Below are 16,096 nucleotides of genomic sequence, written 5' to 3' on the forward strand. Positions count from 1 at the left end.
ACCGGCAATCGCGCGGAACCATCTCCCGCCATCGACGCTTGATGCGAACCCAGCAAGCGAACCTATGGAGTGGGCGTTGAAAATACGGGCAGGCTACGACATCGCATTCCAGTGCTTCCAGGAAACCCCGATGGTGCTGATGCTCAGCGTCCATCCGTCCCGCGCGCCGGACCTGAGGTCGGAGCATCGCATCAGCCTCTCCGGCGGCATCGCGTCACGCGATTACCTCGATATGTTCGGCAACGTCTGCACGCGCCTCGTTGCGCCACCAGGCGTGATCGAGATCCGCAACGATTTCGTGATCGCCGACAGCGGCCAGCCCGACGAAGTCGCGCCCGCCGCGCGGCAATGGGCCATCGACGCCCTGCCCGATGACGTGCTGGTCTACCTGATGGGCAGCCGCTACTGCGACACGCAAAAACTGTCCGAGTTCGCATGGTCGCGGTTCGGCGCCGTCGCGGAAGGCTGGCCGCGCGTCCAGGCGATCTGCGATTACGTCCACGACCGCATCGAGTTCGGCTATCACCACGCGCGCTGCGACCGCACCGCATCCGAGGGCCATGCCGAACAGATCGGCGTCTGCCGCGACTTCGCCCATCTCGCCGTCACGCTGTGCCGCTGCATGAATATCCCGGCGCGCTACTGCACCGGCTATCTCGGCGACATCGGCGTTCCCCGCGACCCCGCGCCGATGGACTTCAGCGCATGGTTCGAGGCCTTCCTCGACGGGCGCTGGTTCACCTTCGACGCACGCCACAACCATCCCCGGATCGGGCGTGTGGTGATTGCACGCGGTCGCGACGCCGCCGACGTCGCGATCTCCACCGCGTTCGGGGTCACGCAGCTGGCGCGGTTCGCCGTTACCACCGACGAAGTGACGGACGAAAACCGCAGTGCACAGGAAGCGGCCTGACCGCCACGACTTGGCCGGCCCAGCTTCAACCGGATACCGCTTCGCACAACTCGCGTCATTGCTTTGCCGGTTCGTTAACCGTCGCAACAAAGCGCAGTAGCGGTTCGCAAACTTGCACCGTAGCTAGAGGACAACGCAGGGCTTTCCAATTGCAATGATGTCCATGCCCAGAGACGGTCAATATGCAGCCTGGTTCCGGACACCGCGCGGCGAAGGCACCGGCATCGTCTATCTCGAGAACGGCAGGATTTCCGGCGGCGATTGCATGTTCGCCTATGGCGGCTCTTACGAGGTCGAGGATAACCGCTTCACGGCGAGGTTGACGACGCGCAGATACGCCGACGGCCCGACCACGGTGTTCGGTTGCGACGAGGTCGAGGCGCTTCTGACGGGCAAGTTCAACGGCAACACCGCAGTGTGCGCGGGCACCGCCAGGCAAGCCCCCGATGTTCGTTTCGAGGCCACCCTGTTCCTGCAGCAGGAGCCGCCACCCGCGCCCGCTCCAAAGCCGCCGCCGGCGCACGCGGATCTGGCGCGGCTGCCGAAAATCCCCTCCGACCGCCGCACCGCAACGCAGTTCGGGAACAAGCGCTTCGGCTGAACCGATCCCCCGATGGCGTCTCCGCCCGGGCAGGCGTACGATCGCGCCTGCGCGAAGCGCAGCATCGCGATCGCAGCAAGCCGGGAGGAGGATCTGATGTATGCCGCCATCCGTCAGGCCAGGGCGAAGACTGGCTCCGCCGAAGAACTCGCGCGCCGGATCAAGGAAGGCGCGATTCCGATCATCAGCGACGTCGAAGGCTTCATGGCCTATTACGTGGTCTATGCCGGCGACGACACGGTCACCGCGATCAGCGTCTTCAACAACCATGCCGGCGCCGAAGAAGCCAACCGCCGCGCGCTGGCCTGGATCGACGAGAATCTCGCCCCTCTGCTGGTCGGACCGGCCACTGCGGTCGCGGGTCCGGTGATTGTGCATACCAAGGCGTGACGGCCGACAACGCGACCGACGTTGCGCGCGGGCCGCGCAACGCGGATCGCACGGCTGCGACAATGCGTGAGTGCTTTATGCCTTCTTGCCCTTGCGCGCAGTCGCACGAGCCGGCGCTGACGCCTTCTTCGCCGGTTTCTTCGATTTGGCCTGGTTGAACGCGATCGCCGCCCGGATCAGGGTCTTGAGCGCGCGGTCGTTGATCTTGTCGCCCTCGAGGAAATCGATCGCGCGCCGCGCGTTGCCTTCCAGACCGGCGTTGAACAGCTTGTCGGGGTCCGGCAGGCTCGCGCCGTACATGAAGGTCAGCTTCACCTTGCCCTTGTGGGCATTGCCGACCGCGATGATGCCGTCGCGCTCCCACACCGGGCTTCCCATCCACTTCCATTCCTCTGTGATCTCAGGGTCGGCGCCGAGGATGCTCTTGCGCATGCTGGCGAACGTCTTGCCGCGCCAGTCCGTGATATCAGCGATCATCTGGTCGATACGTTCCGATGGAGTCATTGATGCCTCTCGTCCTGAGTCCTGTTCATGCAATCACATCGACGATGCTGGCGTCGAGGCCTTCATCCGCCGCGGGCTCAGATAGGGCAGCGCGAACAGGTACAGGCCGGAGAGCAGGAGCAGGATCAACGGGAACAGCGCCAGCAAACCGATCCAAACGGCTTGTTGCTGTCCAACCATGGCGACGACGTTGACGATCACCGCCACCGTGAACGCGATCGAGAGCCAGCGGTGGAGTTGGCGTAACAAGCTATTCCAGTTCAATGAGACCTCCTCGGATGATGTGAGAAAATAAACTCCGTCATTGCGAGCGAAGCGAAGCAATCCATCGTGCGGCATATACGGAGCCATGGATTGCTTCGTCGCTATCGCTCCTCGCAATAACGTTGATAGAGCGCGGCGCCGCCTCACTCCGTCCGCGCCACAACCTGATCGAGCTTGTCGAAGAACTGCTTCCATCCGGCGTGAGCGCCGCCATAGGCCTGCTTCTGGTTCGGCTGGAAGCCGGTCTGCTCAACGCGCAGGTGCGTCCCGGTGCGCGTCGGCGTCAGCGTGAAAGTCACCACGCTCTCCAGATTGAACGCCGCATCCTCGTGCGCGAAATTCCAGGTGTAGGACAGCGTCTTGTTCGGCTCGATGGCGAGAACCTTGCAGTCCAGCACGCCACCCCAGTCGCCGCGAAGATTGAAGCTGTGCCCGACGACGGGCTTGAAATCGTTCTTCATCAGCCACTCCTCGATCAAATGCGGTTGCGTGAGCGCGCGCCAGAGCTTTTCCGGCGGATGGCAGATGTCGCGCTCGACAATCACCGCGCGCGTTTCAGTTGCTTGCATGGTCATTGGTCCATCCTTTTGAGGAGGTCTTCGAGATGGTCGAACCGGTTCTGCCAGAAGTTGGCCATCTGGCCGGTCCAGTCGATCAGCGGAGCCAGCGCGCCGAGTTGCGCGCTGTAATGGGTCTGGCGCCCTTCATGGCGATCGCGCACCAGCCCCGCCTGTTTCAGGACGCCGAGATGTTTCGAGACGGCCGGCTGCGAGACCCCGGCCCGCGCCGTCAGGGCCCCGACCGTCTGCTCGCCGTCGCGGCACAATCGTTCGAAGATCGCCCGCCGGGTCGGGTCGGCGAGCGTCCTGAACAGCACATCGTGGGTGTTAGACATTGTCGATCAATAACCCATTGGCTATGGATAGACACATATCTGGCGAGCTATGGGTTAGTCAACTGGAATGTTCGCTGAGTGCAAAAGAGGCTGCACCGCACAGCACAGCACCCGTCCTGAAGCAGCCTTGCGAGGCCAATTTATAACTACATAGCTATGTTATTGAGTCCGGGCGTCCCAGATCTGCCCGTTGACCGGCTACGCAGCAAAACCCTCGTCAATCTCGCGCGATCAGAATATTCGTCTTTTCCGAATTTCTACTTGACGCGAACCCCAACTCACCCGTTTAATGCCGCGGTCTCACCCGATTGAGGGGCGCTCGCGATCGTCACGGACGTTGCGGTGAGATGCGGTGGCCGCTACGGCACACGAGACGAACGTGCCAAAGCGGACGGTGAAGTCGTGTGGACCTGACGCCCCAGTGGTCGGTGTCTCCTTGCGAAGTGCGCGAAAGCGTCTTTGTAAGGACGGTGACAACAAAGCCCGGTCTCGCCGGGAGCACGTATAAGCCGTAAAGCCATCGCGAGGGAATGCCGGAGTGCCTCCGCTGAACCTGTATGCTCGTGTGCGTTATCTTTTCTACTCTTGCACACGAGACCACGGGTGGAGCGCGCACCCGGCATTCCCTGCGCCCTGCTTTGAGGGCGGAACGAGATGCAAAACTCGGACAAATCATGTCGCGAGAAGGCGAAGTCATATCCACCACTGTCATCGCCCGGCCTGTGCGCAATTGCGCACATGGACCGGGCGACCCAGTACGCCGCGGCCCATCGGCTCAAGCACGGCCGTCTCTGGAATACTGGGTCACCCGCATGCGCGGGTGACGACATCGTGAATGGATTGCTTCGCTTCGCTCGCAGTGACACAAAGCTGCCGGCAATAGCTCTTCCCTTCACGATGGAGAACCTCGATGTGCCAGCTCTGCAAAGCCAAAGCTCCTGCGCAACGGTCTCGACGCTTCTTTCTTGCCGCGGCTGGTGGCATCGCCGCCGGTCTCGCCTTCGGACCACAGGCCTTCGCCAAGGAGACAAAACCGCCGCCAAAGCCGGAGAACCTGCTGTCGCCGGATGCGGCGCTAGACCGGCTGACAAAGGGCAATGCCCGCTACGTCGACGGCGTCTCGCGCCGGCACGACTTCAAGCATGAACGCGAGGCGCTGGCCGGCGGACAAAACCCGTTCGCCGGCATTTTGGGCTGCGCCGACTCGCGGATCGCGCCGGAATATGCCTTCGACAGTGGCCGCGGCGATCTGTTCGTCTGCCGCGTCGCCGGCAATTTCGCCAGCGATGAGACCGTCGCGAGCCTGGAATATGCCGCGTCCGCGCTCAACGTTCCGCTGTTCATGGTGCTCGGCCACGACAGCTGCGGCGCGGTGGACGCCACCATCAAGTCGCTGAAGGACAACACCACCCTGCCCGGACACCTGCCCTCGCTGGTCAGCGCGATCGCGCCGGCTGTGAAGGCGACCGAAGGCAAGCCCGGTGACCACCTCACAAACGCGATCCGGCAAAACGTCATCGACAACATTGCAAAACTCAAATCGGCAACACCGATCCTCAGCGCCGCGGTCGACCAGGGCAAGCTCAAGATCGTCGGCGGCATCTATCGCCTCGGCGACGGCAAGGTCGAACTGATCGTGTGAGCGGACCGCCCCGCCAATTGAACCTCGCCGCGGCTTCCGACCACAGAAGCGATGGCGAGGTGCAACGGAGACGGCAATGCGCAGGTACGAGTTGGCAGCGAGGCTACTGTTCGCGGCAACACTCCTAGTGACCTCGCGCGCGAACGCCGAGCCGTGCAACACCATAGCTGCCCGCGCCGGGATGGCAGCCTCGCTCCGTCTCGCCACGGAGGAACGGCCGGTCAATGTCACATTCGCGACCCGCGCCACAGGCGTGAAGGTCCCTGCCTATCTCCTGGAAAACTATCCGGACGAGATGCCCATCGTCCTGCAACATGAATTCGACCGGCTGGTCGTGACGGACGACGGCTTCGACGTCGGCCTCTGGTTCAAGCACAAATATGCCCGCCTCACCGTGTCATTCGACGCGGTGAGGGAATTCTACGACAACTCGGTTCGCACATGCGGCCGCGACGACAAAGACTCGGTATCGTCCCGGCCTTGAGTCCAAGGCTCCAGTCAGGTGAATGGCTCCTTTCAGGCGAACGTCGCCTCGACCTTGCCGAGCCCGTCGAGTTCCATTACGACGGCGTCGCCGGCCTTCAGCCAGATCGTCTTGACCAGGCTGCCGGTCAACACGATCTGCCCGGCATGCAGGCCACGGCCTTCGGCGGCGAGATGATTGGCAAGCCAGGCGAGCGCATTGTGGGGATGGCCGAGCACGTCGGCGCCGGTGCCGCGGCTGACTTCCTCGCCGTTGATGATCGCGCGGCCGGTCACGCTGAGCAGATCCGGCGCCGTGATGCGCGGTACCGCCGGACCGAGCACGCAGCCGGCGGCGAAGAAATCGTCGGCGACCAGCGTCGGTGCGCCGAGCGTCTCCCATTTGACGTAGCGGTCGTCGACGATCTCGATCGCGGGATGATAGGCCTCGATCGCACCCGCGACCCATTCGGCGGTGAACGGCGCGTCGCCGGCGGTGAGATTGCGCGCGAGCCTCACCGCGATCTCGCATTCGACGCCGACATGGACGTAATCGCCGTGCGGCAATCGCACGCCGCTGTCATGCACCACCTTCTCGAATATCCCGCCGCCACAGGGATGCGGGATGTCGAGATATTGCTGCATCACCGCGCTGGTGCAGCCGATCTTGTAGCCGACGAGACTGCCGACCTGGGAGCGCAGCAAATCGTGCAGCGCGCGCTGCACCAAATAGCCCTCGGCCTCGTCACGCGGCGCGACGTCCTTGGCCAATGCCTTCAGCGGCGCGCGGCTGCGGCGCGCGGTGGCAATCGCCTTTGCGGCCGCCAAGATCCTGTCCATCGGCGCAGCCTCCCTGTCGTTCTGTTTGCTCGCGGCAATTCAGCACTCAGGGAGGAGTCTGGCAAGCGCATCAGGCGACGCATCCGGTTACGCCTTGACGAGGCCAAGCCTGATCAGGCTCTCGGCGGTCGCAACGAGCATCTCCGCGTTGCCGCGCGGGCGCCAACCGAGCAGGTTCTGCGCCTTCGCGCTGGTGGAGCTCCGGACCTTGCCCAGCAACGGCAGGGCCGCGCGCGCCAACGGATTACGCCGCGCCGCGAGCCGCATCAGCCAGTCCGGTGCCTGGAACCGCGGCACCCGCCGCGCTTTGTCGCCGATTTTTTCGCGCAGCACGCGGGCGACCTGCAGGATCGACATGGTTTCACCGGAAACCGCGAGGAAGCGTTCGCCTTTGGCCTTGGGCGATGTCATGGCGCGCAGATGCAGGTCGGCGACGTCGCGCACGTCGACGAGGCCGAAATAGATTCGCGGCACCGCCGGCATCGCGCCGTCGAGCAGCGCCTTGACGATGCCGACCGACTCGGAGAAGTCCGCACCCAGCGCCGGACCGAATACGGCGGTGGGATTGACCACGGCAAGCTCGAGGCCACCGCCTTCGCGCGCGATGAAATCCCAGGCGGCGCGTTCGGCCAGCGTCTTGGATTTCGGGTAGGCCTGCACGCCGTCGCCATCGAGATTGGACCAGTCGGTCTCGTCGAACGGCGTGGTGCGCGGCGGATGACCATAGCCGATCGCCGCAAACGACGACGTCACGACGACGCGCTTGACGCCGGCGTCCCGCGCCGCGCGCAACACACGCAAGGTTCCTTCGCGCGCCGGAATGATCAGTTCGTTCTCGTCCTCGGGCACATGGACGCCCAACGGCGAAGCCACGTGGAGCACGTAATCGCAACCGGCTGCCGCCTCGCGCCAGCCGTCGTCGCGCAACAGATCGGCGGTGACGAAGCCGACCTTGTCGGGCGCGGACGCGCTGCCCTCACGCAGCATTGCGACCACGTCCTTGGCCCGATCGGGATTGCGCACAGTGGTCCGCACCTCGTGGCCAGCGGCCAGAAGCTGCAAAATGGTATGCGCGCCGATGAAACCCGACCCGCCCGTGACCAAAACCGTGCTCATGTTGTCACCCTTCTCCATGGTTCGGCGATGTCAGGAAATCGCGCCGGCCGCCCTGCCCAAGCCGCATCTGGGTCCCTATGTGAGTTTGGGCAAGTAGAATGAATTTCGAGACTGGTATGGAAAACAATACCACCGATCCCTGCGACAACCGCGAATGCGAGGGGTGCATCGCCGATCCTGCCCTGCTTTCCGAATTCAAGCAGGCGATCCATGCGCTGAGCGGCAAGTGGAAGCTCGAAATCCTCGGCACCTTGATGGATGGCGGCGTGCGCTTCGGCGCGCTGCGCCGCGCACTGGCGCCGATCACCCAGCACATGCTGACGGCACAGCTGCGCGAGCTGGAGCGCGACGGCCTGGTGTCACGAAAGGTACTCGCCGCAAAGCCGCTACAGGTCGAATACGAGCTGACTGACTCAGCTTGGGGCCTGCTGCCGGCGTTCCGCGAATTGCTGGCGTGGTCGAAGACCTACGGCCCGCGCCGCAGCACTGTGGCAAGCGAGGCGCAACTCGAGGCCGGAGTCGGCTGAGTGTCGCCTCGCTTCCAGATCGGTATCGTGCCTATCCCATCCCGAGCGCGCGACGGATCGCGATCTCGACTGGCGAGTAGGCGCCGTCTTCGCGTTCCAGCCGATATGGCTCCGCCGGGCTCAGCTCGGGCTGCGCCATGAAGCGCGGCGCGGTTCCCCGATGCTTCTGCGCCGCATGCACGAGGAAGGGATGGCACAAATAGACGGTGCCCGCCTCCCCCGTCGCCAGCGCGACCTCGCAATCGGCGCCCATGTCGTCGAGCACCATGCGCGCGCGTCCCGCTTCGCCCGCCGGCGCCAGGTATCGCGCCATTGGCCAATGCGAACCGACCCTGATCCGTGTCGGCGCGTCATTCTCGCCGACATCGGAAAACAGGAACAGCATCAACAGCGCCCGGCCCCGCGAGTTGATATTGACGCACCAGGCGGAGAAGTCTCGCCGCTCGTTGGGATCGCAATCGTCGCCGGCAAAGCCGGCATCGACATGCCAGCCGGCGTCGCCGGGATCGTCCGGATGCGGGAAGCGCACCGGAAAGGTCCCAATGTTGTGCCGCGGACGCCAGCGGCCGGGGCCGGCGATCTGGTCGAAGGCCTGATACAGCATCGGCCTATTGATCGCCTGCCGGAACGGCTCCTCGCCATAGCCGGGCAACCGAATCACCGGCCGCGTCCATGTCGACGGATCGTGCTCGCTGCACGGTAGGTCGCGCCACATGATGGCGCGGCCGGCATCAGCGAGTTCGCGGGGAAAGGCACCGTCGATCCTGACGAAGCCCTGTTCGATGAATTGCTCAATTTGCGCGTCGTCAAGCGCACGCGCGTCGTCTCGATGGGTCATGATTGTCTCTCAAACATTGGTCGCCGGCCATCGTCGCTCCGCGACACGCGGAGTCAGGCCGGCCCATTCGGTTCACTGGAATCCCGCGAGCCAAAGGTCGCGGGGCCGATCAACGCTTCCAGGTGGAAGCGGGATCAGCCCAGGAAAAACACCGAAGCTATGTCGAGAGTACGTGTCATCATGGCGGCGCGACCCTACAACCGGCGCGCGCCGGGTTCAATCCGTGGCGATCAGCCGCCACTACTCGTCGCGATAGACCTTCTCGCGCTTCTCGTGGCGTTCCTGCGCCTCCACCGACAGCGTCGCGATCGGACGGGCTTCGAGCCGCTTCAGCGAAATCGGCTCACCGGTCTCTTCGCAATAGCCGTAGGTGTTGTCTTCGATGCGCTGGAGCGCGGCATCGATCTTGGAGATCAGCTTGCGTTGACGGTCGCGGGCGCGCAGTTCGATCGCGCGGTCGGTCTCAGAAGACGCGCGGTCGGCAAGGTCGGGATGATTGACGTTCTCTTCCTGCAGCGTCTGCAGCGTGATCTTCGACTCGCGGAGGATCTCGTCCTTCCAGGCCAGGAGCTTGGCGCGAAAATACTCGCGCTGCCGCTCGTTCATGAAAGGCTCTTTTTCAGTCGGCCGGTAGTTCTTCAGCTTTTCCAAAGGCAGCCATGTCCCTGTCAGGCGGAGGGAACAACTCCCCCCCGCGCGGCGCCTTATATAGCCATGACATGTGACAGACAATGCCTGCCACCGGCAAACGCGGGCCGCCGCCAAGGCCTTGCACAGGCAAACTTATCCGGCCCGGTCGGAGGCGGCCCCGCGGCCTCAATAGCCGACCGTGAAACGCTGGCGGAGATGGGCCGGACGCTCGATCTCGTCGGCGAGTGCAACTGCGAAGTCCTCGAACGAGATCCAGCTTTTTCCGTCCATAGCGGTCAGAAGCTGGTCGGTCCCAAGGCGGAACTTGCCGGTCCGCTCGCCGTCCACGAACAGCGCCGAGGGCGACAAAAAGGTCCAGTTCAGGTCCTTTTCCTGCCGCAACAGGTCGAGGAACTCACCGCCTCTCGTCGCTTCGGCCTTGTATTGGGCCGGAAAGCCGGGGGTTGTGACCAGCCGCACGCCGGGCGCAACCTCGAGGCTGCCGGCACCGCCGACCACCAAATAGCGGCCGACCCCGGACTCCTTGGCCGCCCCGATCAGCTTGGCCGGGTCGCTGGCGAGAAAATGGACCGAACTGATCGCGGCGTCATGGCCGGCCCAGAGCGCAGCGAGCCCGGCCTGGTCGTCCACGTCGCCCTTTTTGGCGGTGACATCAGGCAGTGCAGCGATCTTCTCCGGATTGCGGGCGATGGCGGTCACGGTATGCCCGCGGCGGGCAAGTTCCGCTGTGATGCGCGAGCCGGCCCGGCCGGATGCGCCGGCAATGGCGATCTTCATCTCAAATCTCCGATTGGTTGGTTTCCGATGGTGACTAGATAGCGAAATGAATGTAGGTGTGAAGAGCGCACTTATGCGTCACCTGATTACGCCGGAGTAACCGCGATGAAAGCAGCAAGCCCGAAACCGGATGCCTATTCGGCCAATTGCCCGACGCGCCATATCCTCGATCGGGTCGGCGACAAATGGGCGGTGCTGATCCTGTTGCTGCTGCGTGACGAGCCGACGCGATTCAACCAGCTGCGCCGCGCCATCGAAGGCATCTCGCAGAAGATGCTGTCGCAGGTTCTGAAAAGTCTCGAGCGTGACGGGCTACTGCGCCGCCGCGCGATCGCAACCGTTCCGGTCACGGTGGAATATTCGATCACGCCGCTCGGGCTGACGCTCGCCGGCGCCGTCGATCCGCTGCGCGACTGGGCCGAGCAGAATTTGAAGGAGGTGCTGGCCGCGCAACGCCGTTACGACGTCCAGCGCAAGGCGCTGGCGGCCTGAGGCACTGGCGGCACAAGACGAATGAGCGGGATGCTGCAGAGCCTAGAACTGCCCGGCCTTGGCGAGTTCGACTTCGACCCGCAGCTCGATCTCGCCGAGCACGGCATCGAGGCCGGGGTCGCCGGAGGATTCCTTCAGGTTTGCGGCAGCGCTGCGCAGCCGGGTCACCGTGGAGGCATCGAAATTGCCGGAGAGCAGTCCGAGCTTGAGATCGTCGAGCACGTCGAGCGCGCCCTTGCCGCGGGCCACCGAGCGCTTGCGGCGTTCGGTCGGATCTTCCACGCCCTGCAGCGCGAGCAGCGCATCGAGACTGGTCGCGACCTTTGGCGCCGCGGTGGAGCGGACGTCGTCGGCGGTGGTGCTCGTGTCAGGCAGCGAGAAACCGGACGAAGAGGTGCGGCGCGTGCTGCTGGTGGACGTGCCAAGCGTGGTGCCGTTCGGTCCGTAGATGCGCATCGTGATGCTCTCGCTGTCTCGCCGCGAGCATCGCCGCTTTATGGTTAACAGTGCGTAAACGACCCGGCAATTTCTGCCGCCGCACGGCAGTTTCGCGCGGGCTGACAAACCGGAATGAAACGGCTCGCCGACAATTTCGACAAACATATCAACGTATTGCTTACGCAAAACGACGTGGCACAGGGCTCGCATGGTTAATGGCGGATCACCGTCATGGGAGTGTCGCGTGATCCGCGAGTTAGGTTGAGGGGAGCACTGGGATGCCCGGCGTCCGTACGGCAAATCTATTGGGACTGGCCTGCGCCGCGCTGTTCGCGCTGGCGGCCTCGGCCGTGCCCGCAGCCGCGACGTCGCGGATCAAGGATCTCGCCAATATCGAAGGCGTGCGCCAGAACCAGCTGATCGGCTACGGCCTCGTGGTCGGCCTCAACGGCACCGGCGACACGCTCAACAACATCCCCTTCACCAAGCAGTCGCTGCAGGCGATGCTCGAGCGCATGGGCGTCAACATCCGCGGCGCCACGATCCGCACCGGCAACGTCGCCGCCGTGATGGTCACCGGCAATTTGCCGGCGTTCGGTACCCAGGGCACGCGCATGGACGTCACCGTCTCCGCGCTCGGCGACGCCAAGAACCTGCAGGGCGGCACCCTGCTCGTCACTCCCCTGCTCGGCGCCGACGGCAACGTCTACGCGGTGGCGCAGGGCTCGCTCGCGATCTCCGGCTTCCAGGCCGAAGGTGACGCCGCCAAGATCACGCGCGGCGTGCCCACGGTCGGCCGCATCGCCAACGGCGCCATCATCGAGCGCGAGATCGAGTTCGCGCTCAATCGTCTGCCCAATGTGCGGCTCGCCTTGCGCAACGCCGACTTCACCACCGCCAAGCGCATTGCCGCCGCGGTCAACGACTATCTCGGGGTCAAGACCGCCGAGCCGCTCGATCCCTCCACCGTGCAGCTCTCGATCCCTCCGGAGTTCAAGGGCAACGTCGTCGCCTTCCTGACCGAGATCGAGCAATTGCAGGTCGAGCCGGACCTCGCGGCCAAGATCGTGATCGACGAACGCTCCGGCATCATCGTCATGGGCCGCGATGTCCGCGTCGCCACCGTCGCGGTCGCACAGGGCAATCTCACCGTCACGATCTCGGAAAGTCCGCAGGTCAGCCAGCCCAATCCGCTGTCGCGCGGACGGACCGTGGTGACGCCGCGCAGCAGCGTCTCGGTCACCGAGGACGGCAAGAAATTGGCCGTCGTGAAGGATGGCGTCTCGCTGCAACAGCTCGTCGACGGCCTCAACGGTCTAGGCATCGGGCCGCGTGACCTCATCAGCATCCTGCAGGCGATCAAGGCTGCCGGCGCGATCGAAGCCGACATCGAGGTGATGTGATGACGAGCCTGATCAACAGCAGCGGCGGCACCATGCCGAAGCAGGCACTCATGCCGCTCTACAATAGCCGCCCCGATCCCGTGCTGCAGGACGCGCTCACCAAGGTACCAGCCCAGGCCCAGGCCAAGGCCAAAGCCACCGCGACCGATTTCGAATCGATGTTCCTGAACTCGATGTTCTCGCAAATGACGAGCGGCCTGAAGGGCGACGGCCCGTACGGCGATACGGTCGGCACCGGCGCGTGGCGATCAATGCTGACCGACCAATATGCGAAGAACTTCGCCAAGGCCGGCGGCGTCGGCATCGCCCATGACGTGTTCCGCTCGCTGATCATGCAGCAAGCGAACCAAAGCTAATTCGGCTCCCGAGGAGAAGCACGATGAACCAGCGTCCCCCGCAGCGGCCAGCGCCCGCCCCCGCCGCAAGGCCCGCGACGTCGACGCCGCCCGATGTCATGAGGCTCGCCAAGGAGCTGATGGACGTGATGAGCGCGCTGCTCGGCGTCGTCGAGCAGGAGACCGAACTGGTGCGCGCCGGCAAGGTGCGCGAGGGGATGCGGCTCGAGGTGCAGAAGGCGGATTTGTCGCGGCGCTACATGATCGCGGTCGAGCATCTGAAATCCATGCACAAGATGCTGTCGCAGACCGAACCCGAGCTCGTGGCGACGATACGGCGCCACCACGACACGTTCCGCGCCATGCTGCAGGTCAATTTGACGGTACTCGCCACCGCGCACGCGGTCTCCGAAGGAATCGTGCGCGGCGTCAACGCCGAGGTGCAGCGCCGCAACATTCCCAATACCTACACCGCGGCCGGAAAGCGCGCAGCGCCCGGCCCGCGCAACATGACGCCGCTCACCGTCAGCCGTTCGCTCTGAACGCACGCACTGTCCTTACAATTTTCCTCAATTTGAAGCGCGCCCGTCAGCGCGCTCTTCAGCGTGTTCCCTAACAGCCTGTTGAGAGGTTCCCCGTAGAGTTGCGGATTGGGAAGGGTTGGGATTTGACTCAAGCAAACTAGTGCCGGTGCACTACGAGGCTGCCATGAGTACGGATTTCAACATCAAGCCGGTGGGGGCACCGGTTGCGGCGCCGATGGTCTCTCCTGCAAGCCAGACGGCGCAGAGAGCGGTCGCGACCGAGCTGCCGCCGAGCCAGAGCGTGACCGCGCCCGAACCGACCGTGCGCGTCAGCATCGACTCGAACGCGGCCAATGCTCCGCAGTCAAACCAGACCTCGGTCAAGGACCAGGTCATCATCGATCACGACGCCGGCGAAGTCGTCTACCAGGTGGTCGACAATCGCACCAACCTGGTGGTGAGGCAGTTTCCGGAAGAGGCGGCGTTGCGCCGCCGCGCCTATTTCCACGCGCTCGATCTGAGCAAGGATGCGCCAACGCGCGCACGCGCGACCGACCGTCAGGTCTGAAGCAAATCGTCAGGTCGCCTGGTTGGCGTAAGCCTGATCGAGATAGGTCGATCCGGTCGCGGGATCGGTGACGACGTTCTTGATCAACGCGGTGCCCGACTTGACCAGCGCGAACTTCGTATCGCCGATCCGGAATCCACCGTCCTTGATCAGCACGTCCTGGTACTTGCTGGTGCCGTCACTCTGATAGTGAACCTTGGCGCGGAAGCCCGAGACATTGGACACGGTGATCTTGAACGTCTTGTTGTTGGCGTACTTCCCGCTCCAATTGCCCTGATAGAGGCTCGGATCGACCGCCACGTAGGGCGTGTTGGACGGAACCGTCAGGCCAACGGCCTTGTAGTTGGCCGACAGGATGCTCATCAGGTCGGCCATACCAAGCCTCCTTTGAAAACAGGCCGATGCTCAGCCGCGGCCGGACAGGCCGGCGGCGAGGTTGCAGTTGATATCGATCAGCGACTTCAGCTTCGCGGGATCGGGATTTATCTGCATGTCGATGGTTTGCTTCATCACGAACACGCCGATATTGGCGATGTTCTGCCGGATCTCGAGCGGCTGCGGATTGTCGTCGCCCTCTGCGGCGCTGATGAAGATCGACCACAGGCGGCGGTTGAACAGCAGCGCGTTGTCCAGCTCCTTGCCGGGACCAGTCCAGTTGGTCTGGACGTCCTGCAGCTGCCGGGCAGCTTTCAGCAGGACCTGCGCTTCAATTTCGCGGGGGGAGGCCGTCGTCGCGGATGTGCGTGCGTAGGCCTGGGCAGCATTCGACATTCAATAACCTCGATGGAAGCGGATTTCTTGAGCCGCAAAAGCGCAATTCTAGCGCTCGATATTTATGCATCCGGCGCCTTTAAATATGGTTATCAGCCGTTACGAAATGCGCCCTTCTCGCGGCACGGACAAATACCGTAATACTCCGGACAAAAACAAAAACGGCGGGGTTTCCCCCGCCGTCATTGAACCACTGTCACCACATCTAGCGGAGCAGTTGCAGCACGCTCTGCTGGCTCTGATTGGCCAGAGCCAGCGCGGACACCGCGATCGACTGGCGGGTCGACAGCGCCTGGCTGTTGGCCGCTTCCTCGTTGGTGTCGGCCAGCGTCAGGTTGGACGAGCCGGTCTGCAACACGTTGATCAGGTTCTTGTTGAAGTCCTGGCGGATCTGCACGACCGAGAGGTTCGAACCGAGCGACGACGCTTCCGAGCGGAGCGTGTCGGAGGCCGAGCCGAGCTTGGCAACGATGGCGTTTGCCGAGGTGCTGTCCAGGAAATCGGTGCCAGCCGTCAGCGAACCGAGACCAAGGCCGCCGGCGTTAAAGGTCACACCCGAGATGTTGAGGGTGGACTTGCCGGTTTCATTGAACGTCAGCTTCAGATTGTCGCCGTTCAACAGGTTGACGCCGTTGAAGGACGAATCCTGGGCGGTCGTCGTAATCTGCTGGATGATGACGTTGTACTGGCTGACGAGGTTGGCGCGGGTCGCCTGCGAGGTCGGATCGGAAACGGCGGCATTGACCGTGCCGACCGTTGCAGTGGTGGTGCCCGCAATGTCGACGCCTTCACCGGTCGGGGCGGTGCCCGTCTTGGTGATGGTCTGGCTGGCGGCATCGTTGGTCGAGGTGAAGGTCAGCGTATCGGCGGTCGCGGAGAGCGACGCGGAGACGGCAACGCCGTTCGAAGCCAGCACGCTGTTGAGCTGATCGAGCGTCTGGACGGTCGCGGTGCCCGCACCGGTCGAGAAGCTCGAACCGACCGTGACCGCGAGCGAGCCGGTGGCGGTCTTGAAGGTGATGACCGAACCGCCGAGCTTGCCGGCATTGAGGTCGGTGGCCACCGTGGTGCCGGTGCCGGCGCCAGTACCGGTGACGTCGACATTGGCCTTGGTCGAGTAGCCGACCGGGCTCTGCAGCACCTGG

General features: G+C 63.9%; 24 protein-coding genes. 11 read left to right on the forward strand and 13 right to left on the reverse strand.

Annotation, left to right across the window (positions count from 1 at the left end):
* Positions 1-76: 76 nt before the first annotated feature.
* The 3 genes from UP10_RS04385 to UP10_RS04395 all read left to right on the forward strand — a co-directional run bounded on the left by UP10_RS04385 (position 77) and on the right by UP10_RS04395 (position 1,904).
* Entirely contained in the window at positions 77-913 is an 837-nt protein-coding gene (locus UP10_RS04385) for a transglutaminase-like domain-containing protein (RefSeq protein ID WP_044586195.1), read from the forward strand.
* A gap of 163 nt (positions 914-1,076) precedes the next feature.
* Positions 1,077-1,514: a hypothetical protein gene (locus UP10_RS04390; RefSeq protein ID WP_044586196.1), complete on the forward strand. Its 438-nt coding sequence runs from the start codon at positions 1,077-1,079 to the stop codon at positions 1,512-1,514.
* A gap of 12 nt (positions 1,515-1,526) precedes the next feature.
* Positions 1,527-1,904 (forward strand): antibiotic biosynthesis monooxygenase, encoded by a 378-nt coding sequence (locus UP10_RS04395; RefSeq protein WP_245321653.1) that lies wholly within the window; start codon positions 1,527-1,529, stop codon positions 1,902-1,904.
* Positions 1,905-1,979: 75 nt separating this feature from the next.
* Here the strand turns inward: UP10_RS04395 and UP10_RS04400 are convergent, their stop codons facing one another.
* From UP10_RS04400 to UP10_RS04415, 4 genes are all read right to left on the reverse strand, one after another.
* Complete coding sequence (locus tag UP10_RS04400; RefSeq protein ID WP_044541606.1) at positions 1,980-2,408, reverse strand: DUF1801 domain-containing protein; 429 nt, start codon at positions 2,406-2,408, stop codon at positions 1,980-1,982.
* Positions 2,409-2,441: 33 nt separating this feature from the next.
* Entirely contained in the window at positions 2,442-2,672 is a 231-nt protein-coding gene (locus UP10_RS04405; RefSeq protein ID WP_044586197.1) for a hypothetical protein, read from the reverse strand.
* A gap of 143 nt (positions 2,673-2,815) precedes the next feature.
* The gene (locus UP10_RS04410) at positions 2,816-3,247 is read right to left on the reverse strand and encodes an SRPBCC family protein (protein ID WP_044586090.1); all 432 of its coding nucleotides are present in this window, start codon (positions 3,245-3,247) and stop codon (positions 2,816-2,818) included.
* Complete coding sequence (locus UP10_RS04415; protein ID WP_044541609.1) at positions 3,244-3,567, reverse strand: ArsR/SmtB family transcription factor; 324 nt, start codon at positions 3,565-3,567, stop codon at positions 3,244-3,246. The genes UP10_RS04410 and UP10_RS04415 overlap by 4 nt, the downstream gene beginning before the upstream one ends.
* A gap of 910 nt (positions 3,568-4,477) precedes the next feature.
* Between UP10_RS04415 and UP10_RS04420 the strand changes: the two genes are divergently transcribed.
* Positions 4,478-5,209 carry a carbonic anhydrase gene (locus UP10_RS04420; protein WP_044586091.1) on the forward strand — a complete coding sequence of 244 codons (732 nt, stop codon included), beginning with the start codon at positions 4,478-4,480 and terminating at the stop codon, positions 5,207-5,209.
* A gap of 76 nt (positions 5,210-5,285) precedes the next feature.
* Entirely contained in the window at positions 5,286-5,693 is a 408-nt protein-coding gene (locus UP10_RS04425) for a ClpXP protease specificity-enhancing factor SspB (protein WP_082076975.1), read from the forward strand.
* Between the two features lie 32 nt (positions 5,694-5,725).
* Here UP10_RS04425 and UP10_RS04430 read toward each other — a convergent pair whose 3' ends face one another.
* A complete protein-coding gene (locus UP10_RS04430; protein WP_044586092.1) occupies positions 5,726-6,511 on the reverse strand; it encodes a 2-keto-4-pentenoate hydratase in 786 nt (261 codons plus the stop codon).
* Between the two features lie 87 nt (positions 6,512-6,598).
* Positions 6,599-7,627 (reverse strand): SDR family oxidoreductase, encoded by a 1,029-nt coding sequence (locus UP10_RS04435; RefSeq protein ID WP_044586198.1) that lies wholly within the window; start codon positions 7,625-7,627, stop codon positions 6,599-6,601.
* Between the two features lie 98 nt (positions 7,628-7,725).
* On the opposite strand from UP10_RS04435, the gene UP10_RS04440 reads away from it, so the two are divergent.
* Positions 7,726-8,154, forward strand: coding sequence for a winged helix-turn-helix transcriptional regulator (locus UP10_RS04440; protein ID WP_156179648.1), 429 nt, complete (start codon positions 7,726-7,728; stop codon positions 8,152-8,154).
* Between the two features lie 31 nt (positions 8,155-8,185).
* Here the strand turns inward: UP10_RS04440 and UP10_RS04445 are convergent, their stop codons facing one another.
* The 3 genes from UP10_RS04445 to UP10_RS04455 all read right to left on the reverse strand — a co-directional run bounded on the left by UP10_RS04445 (position 8,186) and on the right by UP10_RS04455 (position 10,420).
* Positions 8,186-8,992, reverse strand: a complete 807-nt coding sequence (locus tag UP10_RS04445) for a phytanoyl-CoA dioxygenase family protein (RefSeq protein WP_044586094.1) — start codon at positions 8,990-8,992, stop codon at positions 8,186-8,188.
* Between the two features lie 240 nt (positions 8,993-9,232).
* On the reverse strand, positions 9,233-9,598 hold the full coding sequence (gene dksA, locus UP10_RS04450) for an RNA polymerase-binding protein DksA (RefSeq protein ID WP_197082755.1): 366 nt from the start codon (positions 9,596-9,598) through the stop codon (positions 9,233-9,235).
* Positions 9,599-9,808: 210 nt separating this feature from the next.
* Complete coding sequence (locus UP10_RS04455) at positions 9,809-10,420, reverse strand: NAD(P)-dependent oxidoreductase (RefSeq protein WP_044586095.1); 612 nt, start codon at positions 10,418-10,420, stop codon at positions 9,809-9,811.
* A 105-nt stretch (positions 10,421-10,525) separates the two neighbouring features.
* Here UP10_RS04455 and UP10_RS04460 point away from each other — a divergent pair, with 105 nt between their 5' ends.
* On the forward strand, positions 10,526-10,912 hold the full coding sequence (locus UP10_RS04460) for a winged helix-turn-helix transcriptional regulator (protein WP_044586096.1): 387 nt from the start codon (positions 10,526-10,528) through the stop codon (positions 10,910-10,912).
* A gap of 42 nt (positions 10,913-10,954) precedes the next feature.
* Here the strand turns inward: UP10_RS04460 and UP10_RS04465 are convergent, their stop codons facing one another.
* Positions 10,955-11,368 carry a flagellar assembly protein FliX gene (locus UP10_RS04465; RefSeq protein ID WP_044586097.1) on the reverse strand — a complete coding sequence of 138 codons (414 nt, stop codon included), beginning with the start codon at positions 11,366-11,368 and terminating at the stop codon, positions 10,955-10,957.
* Positions 11,369-11,628: 260 nt separating this feature from the next.
* Here UP10_RS04465 and UP10_RS04470 point away from each other — a divergent pair, with 260 nt between their 5' ends.
* From UP10_RS04470 to UP10_RS04485, 4 genes are all read left to right on the forward strand, one after another.
* The gene (locus UP10_RS04470; protein WP_044586098.1) at positions 11,629-12,753 is read left to right on the forward strand and encodes a flagellar basal body P-ring protein FlgI; all 1,125 of its coding nucleotides are present in this window, start codon (positions 11,629-11,631) and stop codon (positions 12,751-12,753) included.
* A complete protein-coding gene (gene flgJ / locus UP10_RS04475) occupies positions 12,753-13,109 on the forward strand; it encodes a flagellar assembly peptidoglycan hydrolase FlgJ (protein WP_044586099.1) in 357 nt (118 codons plus the stop codon). Before UP10_RS04470 ends, flgJ begins: the two co-directional genes overlap by 1 nt.
* Before the next feature lie 23 nt (positions 13,110-13,132).
* The gene (locus UP10_RS04480) at positions 13,133-13,630 is read left to right on the forward strand and encodes a hypothetical protein (protein ID WP_044586100.1); all 498 of its coding nucleotides are present in this window, start codon (positions 13,133-13,135) and stop codon (positions 13,628-13,630) included.
* Positions 13,631-13,796: 166 nt separating this feature from the next.
* The gene (locus UP10_RS04485; RefSeq protein WP_044541678.1) at positions 13,797-14,180 is read left to right on the forward strand and encodes a FlaG family protein; all 384 of its coding nucleotides are present in this window, start codon (positions 13,797-13,799) and stop codon (positions 14,178-14,180) included.
* A gap of 9 nt (positions 14,181-14,189) precedes the next feature.
* Here UP10_RS04485 and UP10_RS04490 read toward each other — a convergent pair whose 3' ends face one another.
* From UP10_RS04490 to UP10_RS04500, 3 genes are all read right to left on the reverse strand, one after another.
* On the reverse strand, positions 14,190-14,555 hold the full coding sequence (locus tag UP10_RS04490) for a hypothetical protein (RefSeq protein WP_044541637.1): 366 nt from the start codon (positions 14,553-14,555) through the stop codon (positions 14,190-14,192).
* A 30-nt stretch (positions 14,556-14,585) separates the two neighbouring features.
* Positions 14,586-14,951 carry a flagellar biosynthesis regulator FlaF gene (gene flaF / locus UP10_RS04495; RefSeq protein ID WP_044586101.1) on the reverse strand — a complete coding sequence of 122 codons (366 nt, stop codon included), beginning with the start codon at positions 14,949-14,951 and terminating at the stop codon, positions 14,586-14,588.
* A gap of 205 nt (positions 14,952-15,156) precedes the next feature.
* On the reverse strand, positions 15,157-16,096 hold a 940-nt coding region (locus UP10_RS04500; RefSeq protein ID WP_050043931.1), incomplete at its 5' end, for a flagellin.

Source organism: Bradyrhizobium sp. LTSPM299 (assembly GCF_000938235.1).
Taxonomy (GTDB): domain Bacteria; phylum Pseudomonadota; class Alphaproteobacteria; order Rhizobiales; family Xanthobacteraceae; genus Bradyrhizobium.